Here is a 25,200-nt window from a genome sequence, read left to right as displayed (position 1 = left end):
ATCCCATCGAGCAAGCCTGGTCCAAGCTGAAACAACTCCTGCGAGCAGTGAAAGCCCGCGCGCTCGATCAGCTGGAACCGGCCATCGCGCGCGCCATCGACGCCATCACTCCCCAAAACGCGCAGGCGTTCTTCCGACACTGCGGTTACGGAGTACAGTAATTATGAAAATGCTCTAGCTTGCCGGTTGCCGCGGATCTTGAGAACGGGTACGGACACGCGCCCGAGGACGCGGCAGAGACGATCCGGCTGGCGGCCGCGGTTGGGCTTGTAGGCGGATCGATTGAGGATGCGACTGGGAACGAGGCGAAGCCGATTTATGAATTCGATCATGCGGTGGAGCGGATTGCCGCGTCGGCGGAGGCTGCGAAGGCATTGCCGTTTCCTTTCTTGCTTGTGGCGCGGGCGGAGAACTATCTTCATGGGCGGTCGGATCTGGACGACACGATCACACGGTTGCAGGCGTTTGAGAAGGCCGGGGCCGCAGTGTTGTATGCGCCGGGGCTTACTCTGCCCGAGGACATTCGGACGGTTTGCGCATCGGTGACAAAGCCGGTGAATGTGCTGATGGGGTTGAAGGGCGCGCCGCGGCTGTCCGTGACGCAGCTTGGCGAACTGGGCGTGCGACGGATCAGCATTGGATCGGGGTTCAGCCGGGCGGCGCTGACCGCGTTTCTGCATGCGGCGCGTGAAGTGATCGACGACGGCACGTTCGGGTTTGCCGACGAGGCGCTGTACATCTCTGAGTTGACGGCGATGTTCGAGTGAGTGAACAGCCGGGCAGAAGTCTGACGGGGGCACCCCCCTATATGCAATCAGTCGCATATAGGCCAGGCACCGGCGCGAAGGACTATTGAGGAACCAACTCTGTTCCGCTCTCATTTCGCATCCACTCCGGCAAGCCCGAAGCGATGGCGGTGCGCACAGCAGCCAACAGTTCTTCTCGGGTTGCATAGTCGGCCGGAAAAACGGGTGCATGAAATATAACATGCGCCGTTCCGGGACGAATGTGCATGCTTCCTTTTGACATCATCGATTCCGTACCCCAGATTGAAACCGGAATGCACGGTGCCCCGGTCTCCTGCGCCAGGTAGAAAGGGCCCTTCTTAAAGGGAAGCATGCGCCCATCCTTCGACCGTGTTCCTTCCACAAATGTCGTGATGTGTACGCCTTTCGCAAGCACCTTGCGTGCGGCCGCAATACTCTCTTGCGCGCTTTCCTTGCGGCCGTCGCGGTCGACGGGTATGAACTCGCCTTGCCGAAAACCCCAGCCCAGCACCGGCACGTGCATCAGCGATCGTTTGAGAAATGCGGATGTGCGTCCCGGGATATTTGGAATCAGCGCAGGCGGGTCCAGGTTCGAAACGTGGTTTGCCATGAAGATACACGCAGTGTTCGCTGGAACGAGTTCGCGGCCGCTCACCTCAATTCGAATGCGCGCCAAAAAGTAGCCGGTCCTGACAATCATCTGCGTCGCGTTATACAGCGGTAGAACATTGCCGGTAATAATCGACCATGGAATGAAGATGATTGCGGTGGGAATGCCCAGAATGACGAACGTGATGAGAAGTAGCAGTGAGGCGATCATGGCAGGCTTTCGCGATCAGTCCTGACGAACTCTGACTCGCGCAGGAAGTTTTTCATAGATGTCGTCGAAGCCGCCATTGGAGAGGATGGCGACCACATCGCCGGACTTCAGTTGCGGCGCGATGCTCTCGACAATCTCGGTAGCATCCGGATGCAACTCGGCCGGCGTTCCCGCTGCATTGAGCGCGTCGACAACATCCTCCGGGTGAAGCCGCTCCGCGTCAGGAATGCGCTGCTGCTGATAGACGCCCGCCATCATCACGCGATCGGCCAGGCGCAGGCTCTCAATCAGATCGTTTTCCAGCACCTTGCGCCGAAGCGTGTTCGAACGCGGTTCCAGCACAGCCCAGATGCGTGCATCGGGATACACCGATCGCAGCGCGCGCAGCGTCTCACGAATCGCAGTTGGATGATGCGCAAAATCATCGATGATGGTGATGCCGCGGATTACATCGCGAACTTCAAGCCGTCGCTTTACACTTTTGAAGCTGGCCAGGGCTGAGCGGATCGCGTCCTTGCGAATGCCCTGACCGGCTGCCAATGCTGCTGCCGCCGTCGCATTCAATGCATTGTGTTCGCCTGCGAGTTGCATCGCCAGTTCCGACCAAAGCTCGCCGTGTTGCCAAACCTCCCACTTTGTCTTGCCGTCCGCGTGACGCAGGTTGCGAATCTGCCAGTCGGATTCCGCGCTGAATCCGTAACGTTCCACGCGACAGAAGGCCTTGCTGATGCACTCGGTCACGTTTGGGCTGCCATCATACGCAACCAACAGCCCACGACGCGGCACAAGATTCACGAGTCGCTTGAATGCGATCTTCACCGCTTCGAGATCGGCGTAAATGTCCGCATGGTCAAACTCCACGTGCGTGAGGATGAGCGCATCCGGGAAATAGTGCAGAAACTTAGGCCCCTTGTCGAAGAACGCTGTGTCGTATTCGTCGCCCTCAATGATGAACGTGTGGGTCGGGCGAAGCTGAAAACTGGTGCCGAAGTTCTCTGCGACGCCGCCGATAAGAAATGACGGCTCAAGCCCGGCGTCTTGATGCGATGCCACCTGGTAAATCCACGATAACATGCTGGTCGTCGTTGTCTTGCCATGCGTTCCTGCCACGACGAGCGATTCACGTCCCTTCAGAAATTCTTCGCGCACTAGTGCGGCCATCGACGTAAAGGGCATTCGCTCATCGAGCACGCGTTCCACCTCGGGATTGCCGCGGGAAAGCGCATTCCCGATGACCACCAGGTCCGGCGCCGGATCGAGGTTCGATTCCGAATAAGGTTCGAGCACCGGGATTCCAAGCGCATGCAGCAGGTCGCTCATTGGCGGATAGGCGGCTTTGTCAGACCCCGAAATGCGATGCCCCTCAAGTTGAAGCAGGCCGGCCAAAGAAGCCATCGCGGTGCCGCAAATGCCGCTCAGATGAATGTGCTTGCGCGTCGAAGTCAAGATCGCACCGCCGGTTCAAGCAACGTCAGTTGAGCTTCATTGCCGGCGCGTAGTTCGGCTTCAATGCCGAAGATCAACGTGACGTTCTGCCTTGAGACGTGCCCGCTGCGCAGTCCGAAGGCGATGGGAACGTCGATTCCATTGAGCGCGAAAAGGATCGCGTCTTCGAGCAGATTCTCTGGCGCGCCTGCCGAGGTGCAATCGAGCATCTCCCCGAAAATGATGCCGCGCACGTCATTCAGCTTCCCTGCCTCCCGCAACTGCCAGAGCATCCGGTCAACCTGGTAAGGCTTGGCGCCTACATCCTCGATAAATAGCAGCTTGTTCTCCGTTGCAGGCTCCCAGGGCGTTCCAATCAAAGAGACCAGAATGCTGAGGCATCCGCCGTAAAGCGTGCCTCGTGCTGATCCTTCCTTCAGAGGGCGCATTCCTTCCGCGCTTCCCACGGAGTATGGCCTGCCCGCGAGCGCCGCCTGAAAGCTTTCGAGGTGAACGCCATCCTCAAGGTAGAAATCCGCTCCAACCATCGGGCCGTGAAATGCTGGGAGCCCAAGCTGATCCAGGAGCCAAAGCTGCAATCCGGTCATATCGCTGTAGGCAAAGAATGGCTTCGGATGGTTCGCGATAAGCGCAAGATCCACGGCTTCCAGCAGGTAATTCGATCCGTAGCCGCCCCTTACTGCTGCTACGAAACTCGTAGCGGGATCCGCAAATGCCGCGTGGATATCTGCGACCCGCTCATCAGATCTTCCCGCAAAGAACAACGGACCGCGCGCCTGCGTGTTTGTTCCGAGACGCGGTACGTATCCAAGGCTTTGAAGACGTTCAACGCCGCGGTCAACCCGTTCCGGAATCGCAAAGGATGCAGGCGAGATAACGCTGACGCCGGCGCCCGGCGCAGTCGGGCCAACGGATATCAGTGGCTTTGATCCGGTCGTCATCCGCACCATGCCTCGCCGCGCGCAATCAAGGTTGCAGGACCTGTCAGTTCCAGTTCGCTGCCCGGCCCGCGCCAACTCACAGTCTGGGCTCCTCCCGGCGACAATACACGCAAGTTAGATGCACATGCATGAAATGCAATGGCCGCGGTCGCAGATGCGGAGGTCCCGGTTCCAGAAGATGTCGTCGGGCCAACGCCGCGCTCGAAGATGCGGATCTCAATCTCTTCGGGACTTAGAATGCGCACAAACTCAACATTGGTCTGGTGCAGAAAATCGGAGTGGGCGCAGATTTCAGCGCCGATTGTCTGCCACGCATTTCGGGCGACTGAGAAGTCTGGGTCTTCGACGACGATCACAAAATGCGGGTTTCCGGTAGAGACCGCGATTCCTTCCACGGAGCGGCCATCTGCCAGCGTCACTATTTTCCGTGCGGAACTGGGGATGCCCATGCCTGTCGTGACTTCGACTGAGTATCCTCCATCTGCGAGCACGTTGTTGATCCGGCAGATGCGCAATCCGGCATCTGTCTCGATGCGTAACTCGTCGCCAGCCTTCGCGCCGATCATCGAGCTCATCCACGCGGCAACGCAACGGGTTCCGTTACCACTGATTTCCGCAATCGAGCCGTCCGCGTTGTGAAGCCTGACTCTTCCGCACTTCGAGCCAATCCAGGCAAAGAACTCGATACCGTCCGCACCAACGCCCGTGTTGCGCGCGCAAAGCCGGCGCGTCAGTTCCGCAAAGTCGCGATTGGCTGCTGAATCTTCGGTCACGATTAGAAAATCATTGCCGCACGCGTGCGCCTTGGCAAAGGGAATCAATCTTCCTCCGGATCGCGGAAATTGAGCAGCGCGTTGATTGCCGGCTCGGAGAGCAGCCGCCCCCGCAGCCGTTCATGCTGTTTCTTGGTAGCGGTTATGGTGAAGCTCACGCGCTGCAGATCGCCAATCGCGTTGGTCGCAAAGTCGGCCAACCGCTCGCCCGCCTTATCCATAGCGTCGAGAATCGAGTGAAGCATTGCTGTCTGATCGTCTCCACGCGCTTCATAAACGAGAGAGTAGATTTTGATGCTGGCTCGGCGCTCAAGAAACCCCACCAATTCTAGAGCGATAATCACGATCACGGTGGCTACCGCGGCGGCGGCAAGCAATCCCGCGCCGCACGCCATGCCGATGGAGGCGACTACCCAGACGCTGGCAGCACTGGTCAGTCCGCTGATCCGGCTGCGATTGTGAATGATCAATCCCGCGCCAAGGAATCCGATGCCCTGAACGATATTCGACGCTACCTGTCCCTTGTTCGGGCTTCCATCTCCGGCCAGCACAGCCGAGAGCAGCGTGAAGAACGCTGCGCCCAGACAGATGAGCAGGTTTGTGCGCACACCGGCCGATCTGCGTTTGTACTCGCGCTCCAGACCGATGAGAGCGCCCAACAGGGATGCAACGATCAGCCGGGGGATGGCGCCGTTGAAAACGACGACCTGCTGCAGCCAACTGAAGTCGAAAGGCGCTGAGATGTTTGCCAATGTCGTACACATGGCTGCCACCTTGGCTGATGCTATCACCGCTCTGCAGCTTTCGTGCCGGTTGGGGTATCGGAGACGTAAACCGTGCCCGATTTCTGCCCGGGAGCGTCAAAACGCCTCACTAATCTAAGCCCATTGGGATGTGCCTTCACTGCCTGATCGATCTCGTCGCCATCGAATGCAACCACGATTGCGGCATGTGCGTCAGGTGCGGCTAATGCAGCAGAATAATACTCTTTGTCGCTCTCGTTGATCGTCTGGCGGAGCGGGATTCCCGTAAATGCGACCAGATTCGGATACACGGAAGTCTCCATCAGAACGAGGCTGCCAGGGCGCGTCGCCAGCAGCGAGCGCAATACGGGCGGTATTTCGACTTCGAAGGAGCGGCGCGACTCAATGTTTTTGGTGCCTTCGACGTATGTCAGAGGATGATCGCGAAGAACCGCCCACGCATTGACGGCGACGATCGCGTAGATTGCTGTGGCGGCAAGAGGCACCAGGATTCGTTTGAATTCACGGAAAACCGCAAGCGTGAATTGCGCAACGAATCCCAGTCCGAGCGCGAAGGCCGGCAGCATCTCCATCCCATAGCGCGTGTTGTACCAGGAGTGGGGCCACCAGACGGGAAGAAAGATCGGCACAGAACCGAACGCGATGGAGTATGCGTAGAAAGGAATCGGCAGCCATAACAAAAGCGTCCATTGAAATGCACGCCGGTGCGTTGTGAGCCATCCCCACGCGGCGCCCAGCAGCGCAAGCCCCAGCGTGAGGTTCCCCCACGATTCCGGCGCGACATCCATCTCGGCGCACTTGACAAAAAAGATTAGCGATACCCAGGGATTATGCCACCCGGGATGCGGGGGTCCTGACCCTGGTATCGCGGTGCGAATCTCGATCGCTGCCGCAGAATACGGACCGCGCGCGAAGTCGAGCCAGTCTCCAAAGACGATCCCGTTGTAGGCAAACCAGATCAGCGGCGCTGCAACCACAGCAGCACTGGCGATCCAGAATGTCCGCGAGCGAAGAGTGCTGGTGCGAAGCTGCACAATCCCGACAGAGGTCCACGCCAGAAACGCCAGGATCCAACCGTCATACCGCGTAAACACTGCCGCTACGAGAACGAGTGCGATGCCGCTCAATAGCCGCGCCGCACGCGGCGGATCGTTGTTGAGAGCACCGCGCCACTCCACCAGCCACACTGCGAGCCAAACCATTTCGCACAGAAACAACGGCTCCGTCATCGCCGTGGTCTGCAGGTAAAGAAGGTTCGCGTTCAGCGCAAAAAATGCGAGAGCCACGACTGCCGCAGATGGGCGCAGCCAGTGGCGCGCAAGCCGATAGACCCCTGCGCACCCGGCAACGTACGCCAGTGCTGAAGGAATCATCCCTGCGATGCCGTCGGCCCACCAGGCGTAGACCCGAACGAAGGAAATCAGCAGCAGGTGCGGGAGCGGAAGCCAAACCGAACCGAGCTGCGACAGGCCCGGCCGATGAGAATCGAAAACTCGCCGCGCAATATGAAGATGCGCAACGGCGTCACCGTAATTGAGCATCGCGTCGTGGCGCCAACTCCAAAGGCTTGCCAGTGCAGACGCAATCACCGTAGACGCCGCCACTAGCAGCCACTCGTTGCGGCCGATGGGGCGGCGAATCGGCTCTTCAGTCAAGGTGCGTCAACTCGCGGAACAGCTTGAAGCGGTGGTCGATTTCCTCGCGCGTTAGCTGCTGCAACCGCTCGGTTCCAAAGCGCTCGACCGTGAATGAGCCCATGACGGAGCCATAGAACATGGCGCGCCGGAAGGCGCCGGGCGTGAGTTCGCGCTGCGAGGCGATATAGCCGAAGAATCCGCCGGCGAAGCTGTCGCCCGCGCCGGTGGGGTCGGTGACTTGCTCAAGCGGGAAGGCGGGAGTTTTGAAGGTGCGTGATCCGGGGGCGCCGGGAATTGCCTTGTGGAAGAGCGTTGCACCGTACTCGCCATGCTTGACTACGAGCATGCGCGGGCCCATCTCCATCACAGCTCGCGCGGCGAGGACGAGATTGCTGTTGCCGGCGAGCATGCGCGTTTCGGTGTCGTTGATGAGGAGGATGTCGAGGCCTTTGAGCACCTCGAGCAGTGCCGGCTTGTGGTCCTTGATCCAGTAATTCATGGTGTCGCCGGCGACCAGCCTGGCCTGAGGCGTGGCCTCTCGAACACGGCGCTGAAGAACAGGATCGATGTTTGCGAGAAAGAGGAACTGCGAATCGCGATATGCGTCGGGGATTTTGGGTTCGAAGCCGGCAAAGACATTGAGATCGGTTTTGAGCGTCCGGGCCTCGTTGAGATTCTCCAGATACGAGCCTTGCCAGAAGAACGTCTTGCCGGGCGCGTGCTGAATGCCGGTGGTGTCGATCTTGCGCACATCGAAGACGGCTTGCTCGCCCGCGCCGAAGTCTTCGCCGACCACGGCGATGACGCGGACATCGGTGAAAAAGCTTGCGGCGAGCGAAAAGTAAGTGGCCGCGCCGGCGAGGCAGCGCTCTTTGCGTCCTGAGGGAGTTTCGACAGTGTCAAAGGCAACGCTGCCAACTACGGTAATGGACATGCGTGAATTCTTCTCCAGGGTGGGTTTGAGCCAGCGGTGTTAGCGGCGGTGGTTTTTCGACGATTCGTGTATCCGAATTGGCAACCCAAGGTTCAAAAAGTTCCATAACTACCAGTTGTGGTATTTGCCGAAAAGCAGTTTCAGTCGTTCCTTGGCAGCGGCTGGAATCGCATCCGGCTGCGTGAGTACGGCAAACTTTGCTGCCGAAGCGCACGCGCACGCTCGTTCCGCCGGCATCGCGGCAACCGTGGCCTTTACCACCTTGCAGGCATTCTCCGCATTCTGGTGCAAAACGGCGACGATCTCTTCAATCGTCACCGAATCGTGACCCTCTCGCCAACAGTCGTAGTCGGTGACCATGGCGACAGTGGCATAGCAGATCTCCGCTTCGCGTGCTAGTTTTGCTTCCTGCAGGTTGGTCATTCCGATCACGTCCGCGCCCCAGCTGCGGTAGAGATTCGATTCAGCTTTGGTTGAGAACTGCGGGCCCTCCATGCAAACGTACGTGCCGCCCAGTTTGCCCACGACACCGACGCGCGTGCAGCCCAGTTCCGCGGCTTTGGCAACCACAGCGCACACCGGATCGCCAAATGCCACATGGCCGACGATGCCATCGCCAAAAAAAGTGGAAATGCGGTGAAATGTACGATCGATAAACTGGTCGGGAATTACGAAATCTGTCGGCTTGTGCTCTTCCTTGAGCGATCCGACAGCCGAAACCGAGAGAATCCGTTCTACGCCGAGCTTTTTGAATGCGTAAATGTTGGCGCGGAAGTTCAATTCCGAGGGCAAAATCCGGTGCCCGCGACCATGGCGCGCAAGGAAAGCGACCTTGCGTCCCTCCAGTTCGCCGAGCACGAACGGGTCGGAAGGCTCGCCGAAAGGCGTATCAATGCGTTCTTCGTGGACGTTGGTAAATCCGGGGATCGAATAGAGCCCGCTACCGCCAATAATCCCGATCTCTGCCTGCGGCAATGTCGCTCCCGTCAACAGGCAATAGGACGGCCTGTCAGATTGATTCAACAAACACTTCAGTATAAAGGTCGGGACCGCCTCGGACTGAATCGTTGTTTTGCGATTGTGCGACCGAGATTACGCGATCACAGCTTGGCCGGCAGCCATGCGAAGGCGATTGTCCGCCATGTCGCGCACTCCCCACCCTGCAATCAGCAGGCTGGGCGACTCGGTCGGGTGCGCCGTCCCCAACTCGCCGAGCGTGGTTCGCTGCACCTGCTGACCCGGTTGCGCGGCGTGGGACACAATCGCACAGGGAAAATCGGCAGGCAAACCATTCTCAAGCCATTCCAGTGCCAACAGGGTAAGGTCGCGTCCCGGCATGTAAACCACGCGCGTAGCATCTTCGATTTCTGGAATCGGCGCGTCATTGTGCGATTGTGCGTGATGGCCCGTCGAGAAGATTACGCTTGAAGCCGCGTTGCGATCTGTGAGAGAGCAGGGAATTGCCGCCGCAGCCGCGAAGGCAGCCGTAATTCCGGGCACTACTTCGAAGGCCACTCCGGCTTCGGTCAATGCTTTCATTTCTTCACCCGCGCGGCCAAAAATCAGTGGGTCGCCGCTCTTCAGTCTCACCACGCTTCGCCCGGCCGAGGCATGCGCAATCATCAGCGCATGAATTTCCTCCTGGGTAATATTCTTCGTGCTGCAACGCTTGCCCACGTTTACCACTTCTGCGCCCGCCGCAGCTAACTCCAGAATCGCCGGCGGGACCAGATCGTCGTGCAGAATGACCTCGGTCGACTGAATGAGTCGCAGAGCTTTTAACGTGAGCAGGTCAGGATCCCCCGGCCCAGCGCCGACAAGAAACACTTTGCCTTCCACACTCTCTTCAGGTTGGCCCGGTGTCAAATATTCTGAAGGGAACAAAAGCGTCGAATCTGATTCAAAAAACGGCCGCTCCGCCATTTCATGCAGCAAAGCCTTGCGCGCTTCGCCAGGGGGAATCGTTGCCAGAACTTCACGCCGAAACGCGCCTAGATTCTTGAGCCAAGGCCCAATGTCCGCGGACAACCGCGCATCAATTTCTCGCCGAAGCCGCTGAGCAACAGCCGGACTTTCCCCCGCCGTCGAGATTGCAATCTGCAGATCGCCTCGCCGCACTACGGATCCAAAATAGAAATCACAATGTGGTGGGTCATCCACGCTGTTCACCAGGATTCCCCGGCGAACCGCCTCGCGATAAACCGTGGCGTTGACATCAGGATCATCCGTAGCGGCAATCACCACGAAGTTGCCGTCGAGGTCATTCGCATCAAAACGTTGCCGAATCCACTCCAGCCGGTTCTCGCGGGCAAGCTGCTGAATCTCCGGCTTTGCCTCCGGCGCAGTCACGCGCAGGCGCAGTCCCGTAATCAGCAGGCTGTTGATCTTTTCCAGCGCCACGTTGCCCGCGCCCACCAGCAATCCAGGCCGTCCATCGAGTTTTAGAAAAATAGGCAGTAAGCTCATGGCACCTCAGTCTGCTACGGAGTGGGGCACGCGGCCCGTGGGTAGATCGCGCTCAACCGGCGCAAAGATTTCTCCAGCCAGATATCCGCGCAACTCGTCATTGGTGTGGCGGGCGAACCATGCGCGCAGATTCTCTCTCTCGCCTTCGCGCGTGACCAGGTATTTGCGCAGCAGCCGCGCGATAGCTTCGGGAACATGCGAGGCGGGTGTGCGATATCCGACTGGGCGCGCAATGCCAGCATGCTGCCCGACCGACCCGCCGAGGCAGAAGTAGTAGGCATCCACCAGCTTGCCTTCGTGCTTGATCTTCTTGCCCTCGATGCCGATGTCCGCGATCCAGTGCTGCCCGCAGCCATTGGGGCATCCGGTTACGTGAAGCCGCAGCTGCTGATCAAATTGCGGGACGCGCTCCTCAAGTTCGTCTACCAGCCAGCGCGTGAAGCCTTTAGTTTCTGTGATGGCAAGCTTGCAGAATTCAGTTCCGGTGCAAGCGACGGCACCGCGCCAGAAGGGCGAGCCTTCCACGTGAAGCCCGATGGCGCCCAGTTCGCGCACAAGGGCGGCGGCCTTTTCCGTTGGCACGTCGATAAAGAGCAGGTTCTGCGAGACGGTTGCGCGCAGGGCGCCGCTGCCATACTTGTCGGCCAGGTCGGCGGCGGCTTCCAGTTGCTCTCCCGTCAGCCGGCCGCGGAGGACAGAAGCACCGACATAGCACAATCCAGCCTGTCGCTGGCGATGAATGCCGACATGGTCGCGGAGCGTCTCATCGGGAATCTTCTCGTCGACACCGGGGGCCAGCTTGAAATCCAACCGCGATTGCAACTCAGCAAGGAAGCTCTCGGCCGTCCAGCCTTCTTTCATAAAAAGATATTTCAATCGCGCACGGTCGCGGCTTTCGCGCAAAACTTGCTGATCGCGGAAGATTTCCGTGATCGCCTTGACTACGGCAACCGCCTGTTCAGGAAGAACGAAGGCATCGAGCCGGACCGCAAGATGCGGCTCGTTGGAAAGCCCTCCGCCGACACGCACCGTGAATCCGACCTGGCCGTTACGCTTCACGGGCGTCAGCGCGATGTCATTGATTTCGGGATAGGAGCACCAGGTGGGGCAGCCCGTTACGCAGATCTTGAACTTGCGCGGCAGATTATAGAAATCAGAATTCGCGGTGAGGAGGTGTGCAATCTCCAGCGCGATCGGCGAGGCGTCGATCAACTCTTCGTGATCGACTCCGGCCAGAGGACAGCCTGTGACATTGCGCACCACGTCGCCGCAAGCGCCCTTCGGCGAGAGGCCGATCGCGTCCAGCGCATCCACCACCTCGGGCAGGGTCTCAATCGTCAGCCAGTGCAACTGGATGTTCTGACGCACCGTAATATCGGCCAGGTTGCGCGCATACTTCCGCGTGATGCCGCCGATGGTTCGCAGCTGGCTCGAAGAAATGATCCCGTTCGGGATCCCGATGCGCATCATGAAATGGTCAGAGACAAGTCCCTCGCCACCCTTGCCGCCGGTCGCACCCACACCGTCTCCCTGCGTGTAGATACCCCACCATTTGAAGTACATGCCGGCCCACTCCGGGACCACGCTGGAGCGCCCCTCGCGTGCAAACGTTCGTACTTCATCGAATGCTTCCCAGGGATTCTTGGCGAGCTTCAGGCGTTCGGCGCGTTGAGCCTTGGTCTCTTTCGGGGGAGCGGCAACTTCAGTCATATGACCTCTTTGAGGGGGATTTGGAATGCGCTGAAAACAGAAAGCCCGCGACAGCTAAGGCTGCATCGCGGGCAATCAGGAAACCTTGGGAAGGATGGAAGCTTTAATAGACCATGGTCACCTGTGCGCGCGAGGCGTCATACAGCGGCGACAACAGGTCCGAAGTTCCATGCATCGATATTCGCAGGATGCGCACCAAATTGCAACTCTTGCGTAGCAGAGCGCATTCGCAGCCCACTCAATGCAAATCTTTCATAACGCGAGAAACCACACCGATCTCTTTTGATTTGTGCATGGTCTACCCCGCACGTATGTCTTGGCCTCTGCAGGCCACGCCGTCTTGCCTTGAGGATCACGTCCGGATTGCTCGATCTCTCATCCGAGGTGATATTCCACCGTCTTCCCGAATTGATCTGCGGCTTCGGCCGCCGCCCCGGAAAAGGGCCGACCCTGTATCCGGTCGCTTGCTCGCCGCAGGCATGGGCCGCAGGATCGGTCTTCATGCTTCTGCAGGCTTGTCTCGGGCTGGAAATCCGCGCCAGCGAGTCACGAATCTATCTACATCACCCTGCATTACCTGAAAAGCTGCAGCATATTCGTATTCGCAACCTCAGGGTTGGGAGCGCCAGCTGTCGACCTCGCGTGCGAGCGGTATGCCGACTCCGTAAGCGTCAACATCCTGCGCCGCAGCGGCGAGGTCGAAATTGTTTCAATGCGCTAGCTCTCCCCACAGTAGCATCGAGCTGAATCCCGATTGAGTCTAGACTCTGTCTTGCCAACTGCGGAGCCCGCCTTCGTCCGGATGGCCGCCTACGGTTTCTGCGCGTGGGCAGCCTGCACCAGCATCTCAACTGGCGCCACCACCATGTCGCGCAGTACGGCCTGCGGTTTCTCCGCAGACTTCAACGTTTGCATGCCACTTTGCGTTGTCGCACTATCCGCGACGCGATGACTTTCGAGATCGTCAAGCGCACTCAGCCCGATCGTAGAAACCTGGGACAATGTCTCCGACACCGGAGTCAGCTCTGCCGTGATGTCTGACCTCTTCAGCGAAGGCTCGAGTTTCGCATCGTTATCCCGCCACAACGTCAGCCACTTCTTCGCTTTTTGAATCTGCTCCGTCGAAGCGTTTCCGGCAACGATCACCCCGACTAGGTTTTTGAACTTGCGCGCCATTTCGCTCTCCGGCGGAACCGCGTCCACCAGGTGGTTTAGAGGTGAATACCAGTCATATTTCTTGAGTTCTTCCCTCTGATATCCCACCGGCGGCTGAACCACACCCGCCAGAACCGCAAGATACTTCGGATCAGCCTGCCCGCTCATTCGTTGCAGCATGGGCCGTGTGAATGACTGGTGCTTCAGACCATAGGATTCGAGTTTGTCCGACACGACCGACAGTCGCGCATACATCGAATTCACATCGCGCACATCCTGCGCGGACCACAAGCGTTCGGCAATCGCAGCCGTGCGGGGCCAGATGCGGCTGTCGATGATTTCCGGAGTCGTGAATTCGCTCCACATTGCCGGTTCACCGCCCAGCACGCGCTTTTTCTCTTCCGGTGTCAGGCTCGCCCCATCTCCCGCCAATGGGTCCGCAAGATAGTGTTCGGCTGCCGACTGGTTCAGGTCAACGTAGTAGCCCGTCGACAGTATGCCGCGATTTCCCTGCCGTGCCGCGGCCGCCAGGGACTTCGGCCCACGCCAGGACTGGATCAAAACATCCGTCGGAGTGTTCGGTTGTAGCACCTCGTCCCAGCCCTCCATGATCCTGTGGTGTGCGGCCACAAGCTTCTGGACTCTCGCCGTGAAGTACGATTGAAGCGCCGCATTGTCCTTCATGCCGTGTGTGCGCATGAATGCCTTGATCCGCGGATTTGCGTCCCACTCTTTCCCATCACACTCATCGCCGCCGACGTGGAAGTAGGCATCCGGAAAAATTCTCGTCATCTCCCCGATGAACTTGTCGATAAATTCAAACGTGCTCTCCCGCGTCGGATCCATTGCCGGGTCGAAGACTCCCCATTGCGTCTCAATTTTGTATGGCCCTTTGCCGCTCGCCAGAGCCGGATAGCCCACGAACCACGCCGTGGTGTGGCAAGGCATGTCGAATTCGGGCACGACCCGAATCCCGCGATCCCGCGCATATTCCACTACCTCGCGCATCTGTGCCTGCGTGTAATACAGGCCATTCGAACCCTTGCCAGTTAAAAGCGGATATATCTTGCTTTCGGCGCGAAAACCCTGGTCCTCCGACAGGTGCCAGTGGAAGACATTCAGTTTCACCGCTTCCATCCCGTTGAGGTTGCGCTCAATCACATCCATTGGCTGAAAGTGCCGCCCCGCGTCGATCATCAATCCGCGCCACGGAAAGCGTGGTTCATCGTCGATCGTTACTGCCGGCGCGCTGAATCCTTCAGGAGTGATCGTCACCAGCTGCAGAAATGTTTGCAGCCCATGCATCGCGCCTAGCGGATTTGGCGCTGTAAGGAGCGCATGCGACGACGTGACCTCCAGGTGGTACGACTCGTTCTCGCCCAGTTTCAACACTGCATCATCAACTCCCGCGGTCCTTACCGTGAGAATGGCTTGTCCGCTGGTCACTTCGTGGTGATAGGGAATTCCGGTCTCGCGCGAAAGTGTGTTGAGGAACCGTTTGCGTGCTGACGCAAGCCGCGCATCCTTGTACCCTTCAAGAGCGATGGTGAAGTTGCCGTCAATGTTCAGGTGCCCGTCTCCACGGACAACATGTTGCGGCATGGGCATGAGGGCGAGCGCTCCAGGAGTCTCCGAATGGATTGCCGGAGCGTAAACAAAGGCCGCCAGAGAAATGCCGAAAATAAGAGCAGCGCAACTACGACCGCAGGATATCGACACAATCACCCCCAAGAAGGACCTACATGCGCGTTGATCGTTTAGCCTTCGATTGCTCATTATAAGGCAGCCGTCAAAAAGATCTCGGCATTCAAACTCTGCAAATTCCATCAGATGCGCAGGTTAGGTGTCAGGGGCAGTACGGGAAACTGGTACGATTGGATTTTCGTTGAACTCAGGACTCCGACAATTGGACCGAAGTGCCCTATTTCCGTCGATTTTGGCTTAGCTCAAGGGTTTCATCTATCAAATTCTGTGATCGAAAGCCTTCAATTCATTCACCACATTGAAATATTGCGGCCATTTTCTAGGGAAATTGACAAAAAATCTGCAAAGTTGATGCAGGCGTAGCCATTGAGCGTGTAGAATCGTTCGCGTCATGCCAGAGACATTGAACGGCCGCTGTGAACTCATCATCAAGTTTCTGCTCCGTGCAGGTTCAGCCAGTATCGAAGAAATCCTCGCCGTCGCCGGTTCCTCGGCTCCCAGTATCCGTCGGGATCTGGCTCGCCTCGAAAATCGGGGACTGATTCGCCGCACGCACGGCGGCGCAACGCTGGTCGAACCCCTGCTCTATGAGCCATTCCGTTACGACAGTTCCTTTCTAGCTCGCGAACAGAAGTTCGCCGTTGAAAAGCGTCGCATTGGCCTTGCCGCCGCTGAACTCGTTCAGCCCAACGAGACGATCGGGCTCTCTGCAGGAACAACAACAACTCATATCGGTCGGAGTCTGCGACATCGCGAAAAGATCCAGGTCATCACCAACGCAATCAACATCGGCATGGAACTGTGCAATCAGCCCGGTGTTCGCACCTACCTGACTGGAGGCGTCATTCCGTGGGCGTGGTCTTTTTCGCTTACCGGAAATGCGGCTCTTGAGTTTCTCGACGATGTGTACATGGACAAAGTCTTCCTGAGCGTCACGGGTCTCGATGCCGAACGGGGCGCCACCACATTGGAAGCTGACGAGGCGCTGGTATACCGCAAGATGCTGAAACAATCCAAACAGGTCATCGTTGTGACAGATGCGAGCAAATTCGGCAACGTGAGCCCGGCGTTTATCTGCCCGGCTAGTGAAATCCACACCATCATCACCAATGTTGGAGCCTCGCCCGAGGCTCTCGCTCCATTCGAGCGGCAGGGGACGCGCATCATCCGAGCCTAGCAATGGCGTGCTTCCCCCTTCGATCTACCACTTGGCCCCTTTTTAAGCTCAATGAGCAAATTATCCGCAAACGCGAGAGACAAGATCTGATTCTCTGCGTCACCGGGAATTCGTTTGACAAGTGATCTCAGGGTTGCATTTTATAAATTATTGAATAATAACAATTTATAAGTTATTTTGACTCTGCCGGCGCTTCGGGCGAGATCGTTGTATCCATGCTGTTCAATCTTTGCAGTCTCTTGGGACAACTAATCCAAATTCGATCAAGAGTCAATGGAAAATCGATTAGTCATCGCCAATAAATCCGTAGCAGTGATTGTTTAAGTCCTATTCGATCATTTTATTGTTGAAATTGCTCCAGGAATGTCGTATTTTCATCCCCAACGAGTAAAGGTCCGTAAGCTCCGTGCCGGCATCCTGCAGCAGATCTCTGGGACTCGGCAACGGCGGCAACAAGGCCGGCGAATATCTCGAGTTCCGATCGCCGTCCATTCTGCAACACCTTGGGAGGCGTAGTGCCAGTATCGAAAAGCCCATCAGCAAGCCAATATCTGCACCGTTCGCAGCGCGACCCGCTGTACTGGAACAACGGTTTTGGCGGCCGGTCTCTTTCAGGAAATCCCAGGGCGAATTCGTTCAAGCGCAATCCGTGTGAAAGCTCTTGAATTCACCCGTCCATACGCGGATGCGTATCGACACCACGAGATCTCATAAGAAAGGTGTGATGGCAATGATTGACCTGAATCGGGTTCTCAATCAAAGTCTTTCATTGGTGCGTTCAAACCCTGGCCCAGGACGCTCCACAATCGGCGGGGGCCTGAATATGCGGCGAGTCATGGTGGGGCTCGTTGCGGTCTTGCTCCTCATCTGCCCTTTCGTTACGCGCGCGCAGGAACTCTCTGCAACGCTGAGCGGCATTGTCACGGATAGCACTGGAGCGGTCATTCCCAATGCCACCGTTACCATTGCTCTCAATGGCGTTGGTGGTGCATCGCGCGTAGTTCAATCCGACGGTACCGGGTTCTATAAAGCCACCAATCTCACCAACGGAACGTACACGGTCACCGTGGTCGCGACCGGCTTTGACACATTCAATGCAAAAGGCGTCGTACTCGACGTCGCTGAGAAGCACTCGCTGAACGTTCAGATGAAGACTGGCTCCGTCAGCACCACCGTTACGGTGGAAGACAATCCAGTTTCAATCGACACAGAGAGCAGCGCGCAGTCCGGCACAATCTCGGGAGAGCAGGTGCGTGAGCTCGAGCTGAGCAGCCGTAGCTTCGAGCAGTTAGTCACTCTGCAACCCGGCGTTGTGAACGAGCTGGGAGATGATGTATCAGCGGGCGCAACCGCTCTTGCGGTGAACGGAGCTCGCACGACCGCGAACAACTGGACGGTAGATGGCGCTGACATCAACGACAGTGGTTCAAACGGAACCATCACCAATGAGCCCAGCATCGATGCGATCCAGGAATTCACGTTGCAGAGAGGAAGCTACGACGCAGGGTACGGACGCTCAGGCGGCGGCCAGATTCTGGTGGCTACTAAAAACGGCACCTCGAGTTTCCATGGCGACGCATACGAGTTCGTGCGCAATACGGCTCTCGATGCCAATTCCTACTTCAACAAGGTCAACGCGCCATTTACTCCGCGGAATGTTTATCACTACAACGATTACGGCTTCACGATCGGTGGCCCCATCTTCATTCCGAAGGTTTACAACACCGACAGGAAGAAGACCTTCTTCTTCTGGTCAGAGGAGTGGAAAAAAGACACTGCTCCTGGCAGTCAAAGCATGGCGGTGGCTACCGCGGCTGAACTCAGTGGCGTCGTACCGGGTAACTTTACGCCCGCGGGCCCGAATGGTGCCGGTTGCACAACCTACGATGCGGCGAGCAATACTACCCAGATCAATTCCAGTTGCTACAGTTCAAATTCCAACGTTTACTTGACCAATGTCTTCGACAAGTTTCCGGCAAACAGCGGCGGAAACTATGCCTTCTCTTACTCGGCCAAGAACGACCTGCACGAGGACATCGTCCGTGTCGATCACTACTTCAACGACAAAGTGCACTTCTACGCACGCGGCATGAACGACGACATGCCGGTGAATGCACCCATGGGGCTATGGGCCGGTCCGAACTACCCCGGCCTCGTTAACACCATTGTGGATTCGCCCGGCAAGAACGTCGTTGCCAACCTGACGTGGAGCATCTCTCCCAAAATCGTCAATGAGGTCGAGTTTGTCTACGCCCAGGGCACTTACAATTCCACGATCGCTTCCGGACAATTTGCCACTTCATCGACCGTCAACAGCGCACTCACAAACAATTGGGCCTATAAGGATCCGTACGGCCGTGTTCCCGCCGTCTCCATCACGGGAGTCCAGGGATTCTCCCCTGGTTCGGCGCCATGGAAAGAGCGCAATCTCGATCGAACCTACTTCGACAACCTCGCCATGAGCTTCGGAAAACACACCCTTCGCACGGGTTTCCAGTTCCAGCAGATGATCAAGACTGAGAACGCGGTTTCCGGTGGTCCGAGCTTCTCGTTCAACTCCTGGGGTGACTTCCTTCTCGGCAATGTGCTCACCTACTCACAGGGCAGCCGCGACATCATTCCCGACCTCCACTACATCAACAGCGAGGCGTATGTTCAGGATGATTGGAAAGTCACGAAGAAGCTGACAATCAACCTCGGCGTTCGCTGGAGCGCGTTCCCGTCGCCTGCCGACGTGAGAAACACGCTCAACAACTTCGATCCGCAAATCTACAGCTCCACGAAGGCGCCCGTTATCAATCCGGCGTCTGGTAACTTCGACCCAACCGAAACGTCGTTGATTCCGGCCACGTACGCCAACGGGATCATCTTCCCGCAGGGGGGTGCATGCGCAGCGGCGCAGGCAATCTCTCCGCAGGTGACCTGCTCGCCCTTTGGCAACCATATCAACCCAAATAAGAACACCAACTTCGGGCCGCGCCTCGGCTTTGCGTATAATCCCGATGGCCGCGGACTGACTTCCATACGCGGCGGCTTTGGAATTTTCTATGACCGCCTGCTCAACGGAATCTGGGAGCAGAACGCATTCCAGGATCCACCTCTGTTGCAAACAACGACCATCAACAACACCTCCTTCGATAGCCCATCCGGTCAGAACGCAGTCTCGTATGGTCCCAACGCGCTGACCGTGACGGGAACACCGACGTTCCGCGCCCCCAACTACGCCAATTACAATGTGTCAGTGCAGCGGCAATTGCTGCCCACGACGACCGTCGAAGTTGCGTATGTCGGGAATTTGGCGCGCCACCTGCTCGGCGAATTTGATTTGGGTCAACCGACAGTCTCCGCCAGAGCGAACAACCAAAACTTCGATGTCAATGCGATCCGCCCTTACCTGGGCTACGGATACATGCACGACAGGGCTCCACTCTTCACCAACAACTACAACTCTCTGCAGGTCTCGCTCAGCCATCGCTCTTCGCGCGGGCTGACCGTGGGCGTCGCTTACACATGGTCGAAAGATCTCACCACCAATTCGAATGATCGCGGCACCTCTGCAACCAACAGCTACGACTTCAAGATGGATTACGGTCCGTCTTCGACGAATACGCCCCAAATCCTTGAAGTCAATTACATCTACGAGTTGCCGTTCTTCAAATCCCAGCACGGCTTCGAAGGTCACATTCTGGGCGGCTGGGAGATCTCCGGTGTTTCTTCCTTCGTCTCCGGCTCGTCCTTCACCGTTACGCAGCAGGTCGACCCGTTTGCGTGCATTGTGGCAGGCGGCGTGTGCCAGGCAGGCAGCGCACCGGGAACGGGAATCAATGGCCTGGGCTTTATTCAGGATGGAGACATCGCGATTCGCCCGAACCAATCTGCCAAGATTGAAAAGACCAAGACCAGGGCAGAATGGTTCTCAACCTCGTCCTTCGCAGAGGCAAAGGCCACCGGTGCCTTCGGCAATGAGCGCGTTGGATCGTTGCTTGGTCCCGGCGTCCAAAAGTGGGACATTGCAACCATGAAGAACGTCAACATTGGCGACCATCTCAGGTTCCAACTGCGGGGAGAATACTTCAACGCGTTCAACCATACCAATTTTGACAGCGTTGATTCTTCGCTGGAAGATGGCAACTTCGGACAGGTGACCACGGCACATGAACCGCGGATCATCCAGATCGGCGCAAAGCTCTATTTCTAACGGTTGTCATTCTCCTGAACAGGCCGGAGCCCGCGCTCCGGCCTATTTTTTTTGCCGCGAAGTTCTGCAAAGATTGAAGACAAACTGCGAGATCTCCTCCACCCATCAATGCAACCATTCAGGCAGAATTGTGCATCTAGCGTGAAATTGGATAGAAGGTGTATCCATAGTGAGAGGAACGAAATGCACTCTACTAGAAAGCACTCTCTAGTTCCGCTTGCGCTGGTCACCTTCGCGGCCGGGCTAGCTGCCGGCTGTACGGTCCACGCCGGATATTATGATCCGTATTACCATGACCGCCATCCGTGGGGCGGTGAGACGGTGTATTACCAGCAGTGGGAAACGGATACCCACCGTCATCATGAAGACTTCAAAAAGCGCAACAAGGACGAACAGAAAGAATACTGGGACTGGCGCCATCACCAGCATCCGCAGTGAAATCATCGAGCCGCGGATCCCAATCAAGTGATCCGCTAATCTAGTGATCCGCTAATCTAGTGATCCACTAAGGGTTTCGTTGTTCCGGATGCGCCCTTCGTCGATGGTACCGTCGACATGACCTTTAGCAGCCGATCGTCTTCCGCCTTATTCAAGCCGCTCGCCTTGTCAAACTCCATCTTTGCCTGTGCCGTCATTCCCATGGATCGATAGAGTCGTGCGAGCCGGTAGTGCGCGTTCACATTCTTTGGCGCTAGCTTCACTGCCATTTCTAACTCGTTCTTCGCATCCTGCTTCAGATCTTCATCGGCAAAAACGATGCCCAGATCGAGGTGTTGCATTGCGATGTTCGGATCTGCCTTCTCGATCTCTTCCAGGAGCGGCCGCGCTTCCTCCATCTTGTTCATCTGCATTTGTGCGTCCGCCATATAAAGCTTCGCCTGCAGATGATGCGGATCGTTCGCAAGCTCTGCCTGAAATTCTTGCGCCGCCTCCGGATACTGCCCCTTCGTCCACAGCAGGTAGCCCAATCCAAAATGCACATTCGGCTCTTTGGGATTCGCTGCAACCGCCGCGCGAAATTCCCTCATCGCTCCTTCGGGATCTTTCATCTCGTCAAGGGCTTCGCCGACCAGCATGTCTGCTTCGGCCGACTCCGCATTCAATGCGATCAGTCGATGATAAGCATCGAGCACGCAGGGGTATTGATTCGATAACAGGCAGCTATGTGCCAGTGTCAGCAAGAGCGTAAGGTTGTGTGGATCCTGCTCTGAAGCTCGCTTCAAAAGCGGTGAGGCTTCGGCAAAATGCTCGAGTACATACTGCGACATCCCAACCAGAATTGTCAGCCGCTGATCATCGGGCTGTGCCTTTAACAACGGATCAAGATCCGCGATGGTCTCGCGGTAATCTCCAGCCTTGAACAGAGCAATCCCCAGGTTCAGCCGCAGTCCCTGCATCGTCGGATTCAGCGCCATTGCCCGTCTGTAAAATCTGATCGCCTCTGGGTAGTGCTCCTTCTTCGATTCGATCAAACCCATATGAGCCAGCGGCTCCGGGTTCGATGGATACTGCTTCGCCAGCGCGCTCCATGCCGCTTCCGCCTCCGCCAGCTTGCCCTCGCGTTCGAGGGAAAACGCAACCTGGCCGGGATCGGTTTGGGCCACAGCCGCCGCTACTCCAATTGAAAGGACTACGGCTGCTATCCCCAGAAGCGTCGTCTGTTTCCGATGGTGTTTCACATTGACTGAATCTTAATTGCTCCCGCCTTGTTTGAAACGGGTTGCGTCATCTCTTCGTGCGCCCATTGACAATACGCATTTCGAACGCTCGGACTATCCGTCACTCGTCATCATTGTCATCGTCAGGCGAAGCCTCCGCACCTTTGGGCAATGGGCGTGGATCCGGTTTGACATTCACCGGCTGCGTTAACGTCTGACCGTCAACCGTCAGCCGAACGGTATAATTCCCGGGTTGCAGGCCCGAAGCACCCCGACCGCGGCGCATCGGAGTCGTTTCGGGTTTAGGCGCCGCGGTTCCCGCAGGATGACAAGCGTCTACAGGCGGCTTTGGCACTGCTCTGCGTCCCCCGAATCCAAAGCCGCGCTGAGCAACGACATTCAGTGCCGTACGATGCATACCGGGCTCCGCGGATGGCGGGGGCGCAGGCTGCAGCCAGTACGCCTGCACATTGATCGCCTCGGTGTCGACTGGCTTCACGGGTGTATCGCTCGCGACGCAGACAACCACCTTGCCTTTCGCATCGACGAGTTCCAGTTTGAGCGGATTGCTGGGCGCACTCTTCAACCAGTAATAAGCGACGACACCAGCCGGAGGATTCAACTCCTGCGGTTCTTCGTGCGGCAACGGAGTCCCGTTCTGGCCACCTTGGTGAATCGCAGTCGTCTCTCCGGGAGCATACAGAAACGCCGCCGATCCCTCGATCGTACTGCCGTGTTCTGCAATCTGGCGCAGTGCCGCCATCTGATCCAGCACCCAGAATCCGCGGCCAAAGGTCGCTACTGCCAGATCGTCGCCATGCACAACAATGTCGCGAACCGACGTGACCGGCATATTCAATTGCAACGGCTGCCAGTGGTCGCCATCATCGAATGAGATGTAAACGCGCAATTCTGTGGCTGCGTAAAGCTGGCCCTTTTGCTTTGTGTCCTCCTTCACCGAGTTCACAAAAGCGCCGTCGGGGATGCCCTCCGTCACGTTCTTCCACGTCCTTCCCCCGTCGTGTGTTCGATAGATATACGGGCGATCGTCTGCCAACCGATGGCGGTCGATTGAAGCGTATGCCGTCGCCAGGTCAAAGTGTCCAGCCTCAATTTGTGACACCTTGCTCCATGCAGTCATTCCCGGTGGCGTCGCATTCTTCCACGTCGCGCCATCGTCGCGCGTCACCTGAATCAGGCCGTCGTCAGTGCCCACCCAAACCGTCTTCGCATCGAGCGGAGATGGTCCGATGCTGTATACCACGCCAAAGCGGTCCGTCATTGGCTCATCAACGTCTCTCGCAGTCACCGCATCGAGCGTCTTCGGCACAACCGGATGCAGCCGCGTGAGATCCGGGCTGATCTTCGACCACGTCTTGCCTCGATCGCGTGTGCGGAAAACAAATTGATTTGCATAGTAGAGCGCCTTGTCTGCCTCAGAAAACACCTGCGGCAGCGTCCATGTCCTGCGATTGGGATCGTTCGGGTCGGCTGCGGGCAGTTCTCCGCCGGCAGGCGAAGGCAAGTTCAGTTCCTGATTGCAACGCTGATCTCCGTTGCCATACAGCAGATTGCCATCGTCGGGATCCGGCACCACCGTGCTGCTCTCTCCAGCCTCACATATTGGCTCCCAGTTGCTGAAATCGAGAATGCCCATGCGCGACCAGGTGCTGACGCCAACCGCTCCCGAATCCTGTTGTGCGCCATAGAGCCAGTAGGGGAAACGATTGTCAGCCGCAACGTGATAAATCTGCGCGGTCGGCTGGTTGTACCACGTGCTCCACGTCTTCGCACGGTCAACCGAAACCACCGTTCCCTGATCGCTCGAGAGGACCATCCGGTTCCCATCTTTGGGATTGATCCAAAGCTGGTGATAATCGTCGCCACCCGGCGCACCTTTTACGGGAACCCACGTCTTGCCCGCATCGAGCGTCATGTATGTTGACGTATTGATGTCATACGCGCGATCTGGATTGGTGGGGTCCACACTGATCTGCCCGAAGTACCACCCACGTCCCCACAGACGCTGTTCGTTATTCACCAGTCTCCACGTCGCGCCCGCGTCATCCGATAGATAAATCCCTCCCGAAGGTTTCGGTTCCGGCCCCTTCTCGCCCGCCGGGCCGCCTCGAATCGACCTTGCAATCGCCGTGCCCAGATCATCGACCACCGCATACAACCGGTTTGGATTGCTGGGCGCTACTGCAATGCCTATCTTGCCCAGGTAATCGTCCGCTGGAAGTCCGCCGGTTAACTGATGCCACGTGTCGCCGCCATCGGTGGATTTGTAAAGCCCTCCGCCGGGCATATTCGACGGTGCATACACCGCCCACGGTGGTCGCCTCGTCGCCCAGAGCGAGGCATAGATTGTTCGAGGATCATGCGGATCGAGTGCCAGATCGATCGCGCCCACATTGTCAGAATCCTTCGCGTTCACCAGGATCTTCTTCCAATGCGTTCCGCCGTCAAGCGAGCGATAAACGCCCCGCTCCGGATTCGCCTCATAAGCGTGCCCGAGAGCTGCGACATAAACCCGATTCGGATCGGTTGGATCGACTACGATCTTTCCGATCTGCCGAGTCTCCGCAAGTCCGATCGAGCGCCATGTCTTTCCCGCGTCTGTCGATTTAAAGAGCCCAATGCCATACGAATGCTGGCTGCGAATGTCCGGCTCACCGGTACCAACATAAATAATGTTGGGATCCGAAGGTGCCACCGCAATCGCACCAATTGAGCCAATCGGAATCCCCGTCACCGGGTCATCTGCGATCGGAAACCAGGTCCGACCGGCGTTTTCTGTCTTCCATACCCCTCCGCCTACCGAGCCCATATAGAAGGTGTCAGGCTGCGCCGCATTTCCGGCAACGGCATACGTGCGCCCGCCGCGCATCGGCCCAACATCGCGCCACTGAAGCCCCGAGAGCATAGTGGTGGGATATTGCTGTGCTCCAAGTGGAATCGCAAAAGCCAAACAGAATGACGCGGCAAATCGACGTCGGCCGGCAACCATGGCAGAGCTCCAATGCAAACGGGATTTTGTTCTACGGCAG

Annotated in this window: 17 protein-coding genes; 4 read left to right on the top strand and 13 right to left on the bottom strand. The window is 57.5% G+C overall.

From position 1 onward, the window contains the following. Positions 1-179: 179 nt before the first annotated feature. Positions 180-767 carry an isocitrate lyase/PEP mutase family protein gene (locus WCA10_RS19715; protein WP_472824230.1) on the top strand — a complete coding sequence of 196 codons (588 nt, stop codon included), beginning with the start codon at positions 180-182 and terminating at the stop codon, positions 765-767. A gap of 82 nt (positions 768-849) precedes the next feature. Here the strand turns inward: WCA10_RS19715 and WCA10_RS19710 are convergent, their stop codons facing one another. From WCA10_RS19710 to WCA10_RS19660, 11 genes are all read right to left on the bottom strand, one after another. Continuing rightward, positions 850-1,587 carry a lysophospholipid acyltransferase family protein gene (locus WCA10_RS19710; protein WP_472824229.1) on the bottom strand — a complete coding sequence of 246 codons (738 nt, stop codon included), beginning with the start codon at positions 1,585-1,587 and terminating at the stop codon, positions 850-852. A gap of 15 nt (positions 1,588-1,602) precedes the next feature. Then, positions 1,603-2,982 (bottom strand): UDP-N-acetylmuramate:L-alanyl-gamma-D-glutamyl-meso-diaminopimelate ligase, encoded by a 1,380-nt coding sequence (gene mpl, locus WCA10_RS19705; RefSeq protein WP_472824233.1) that lies wholly within the window; start codon positions 2,980-2,982, stop codon positions 1,603-1,605. Between the two features lie 47 nt (positions 2,983-3,029). Next, a complete protein-coding gene (locus WCA10_RS19700; RefSeq protein ID WP_472824228.1) occupies positions 3,030-3,974 on the bottom strand; it encodes a S66 peptidase family protein in 945 nt (314 codons plus the stop codon). After that, entirely contained in the window at positions 3,971-4,795 is an 825-nt protein-coding gene (gene dapF / locus WCA10_RS19695) for a diaminopimelate epimerase (RefSeq protein ID WP_472824227.1), read from the bottom strand. The genes WCA10_RS19700 and dapF overlap by 4 nt, the downstream gene beginning before the upstream one ends. Next, entirely contained in the window at positions 4,792-5,511 is a 720-nt protein-coding gene (locus WCA10_RS19690) for an MgtC/SapB family protein (protein ID WP_472824226.1), read from the bottom strand. The genes dapF and WCA10_RS19690 overlap by 4 nt, the downstream gene beginning before the upstream one ends. A gap of 23 nt (positions 5,512-5,534) precedes the next feature. After that, the gene (locus WCA10_RS19685; protein ID WP_472824225.1) at positions 5,535-7,166 is read right to left on the bottom strand and encodes a hypothetical protein; all 1,632 of its coding nucleotides are present in this window, start codon (positions 7,164-7,166) and stop codon (positions 5,535-5,537) included. Then, positions 7,159-8,082, bottom strand: coding sequence for a PfkB family carbohydrate kinase (locus tag WCA10_RS19680; RefSeq protein ID WP_472824224.1), 924 nt, complete (start codon positions 8,080-8,082; stop codon positions 7,159-7,161). Before WCA10_RS19680 ends, WCA10_RS19685 begins: the two co-directional genes overlap by 8 nt. A gap of 108 nt (positions 8,083-8,190) precedes the next feature. After that, the gene (mtnP, locus tag WCA10_RS19675) at positions 8,191-9,057 is read right to left on the bottom strand and encodes an S-methyl-5'-thioadenosine phosphorylase (RefSeq protein ID WP_472824232.1); all 867 of its coding nucleotides are present in this window, start codon (positions 9,055-9,057) and stop codon (positions 8,191-8,193) included. A 117-nt stretch (positions 9,058-9,174) separates the two neighbouring features. Beyond that, entirely contained in the window at positions 9,175-10,548 is a 1,374-nt protein-coding gene (cysG, locus tag WCA10_RS19670; protein WP_472824223.1) for a siroheme synthase CysG, read from the bottom strand. 6 nt (positions 10,549-10,554) lie between these two features. After that, positions 10,555-12,258, bottom strand: a complete 1,704-nt coding sequence (locus tag WCA10_RS19665) for a nitrite/sulfite reductase (RefSeq protein ID WP_472824222.1) — start codon at positions 12,256-12,258, stop codon at positions 10,555-10,557. A gap of 810 nt (positions 12,259-13,068) precedes the next feature. Beyond that, entirely contained in the window at positions 13,069-15,021 is a 1,953-nt protein-coding gene (locus WCA10_RS19660) for a beta-N-acetylhexosaminidase (RefSeq protein WP_472824221.1), read from the bottom strand. Positions 15,022-15,508: 487 nt separating this feature from the next. On the opposite strand from WCA10_RS19660, the gene WCA10_RS19655 reads away from it, so the two are divergent. From WCA10_RS19655 to WCA10_RS19645, 3 genes are all read left to right on the top strand, one after another. After that, positions 15,509-16,294, top strand: a complete 786-nt coding sequence (locus WCA10_RS19655) for a DeoR/GlpR family DNA-binding transcription regulator (RefSeq protein ID WP_472824220.1) — start codon at positions 15,509-15,511, stop codon at positions 16,292-16,294. Between the two features lie 823 nt (positions 16,295-17,117). After that, entirely contained in the window at positions 17,118-20,492 is a 3,375-nt protein-coding gene (locus WCA10_RS19650; protein ID WP_472824219.1) for an outer membrane beta-barrel protein, read from the top strand. Between the two features lie 183 nt (positions 20,493-20,675). Continuing rightward, positions 20,676-20,930, top strand: a complete 255-nt coding sequence (locus tag WCA10_RS19645) for a hypothetical protein (RefSeq protein WP_472824218.1) — start codon at positions 20,676-20,678, stop codon at positions 20,928-20,930. A gap of 56 nt (positions 20,931-20,986) precedes the next feature. Here the strand turns inward: WCA10_RS19645 and WCA10_RS19640 are convergent, their stop codons facing one another. Continuing rightward, complete coding sequence (locus WCA10_RS19640) at positions 20,987-22,171, bottom strand: tetratricopeptide repeat protein (protein ID WP_472824217.1); 1,185 nt, start codon at positions 22,169-22,171, stop codon at positions 20,987-20,989. A gap of 100 nt (positions 22,172-22,271) precedes the next feature. Next, complete coding sequence (locus WCA10_RS19635; RefSeq protein ID WP_472824216.1) at positions 22,272-25,160, bottom strand: WD40/YVTN/BNR-like repeat-containing protein; 2,889 nt, start codon at positions 25,158-25,160, stop codon at positions 22,272-22,274. Positions 25,161-25,200: the final 40 nt, after the last annotated feature.

It is taken from the genome of Occallatibacter sp., assembly GCF_049582745.1.
GTDB lineage: Bacteria > Acidobacteriota > Terriglobia > Terriglobales > Acidobacteriaceae > Telmatobacter.
This window is presented reverse-complemented; position numbering and strand designations above follow the sequence as displayed.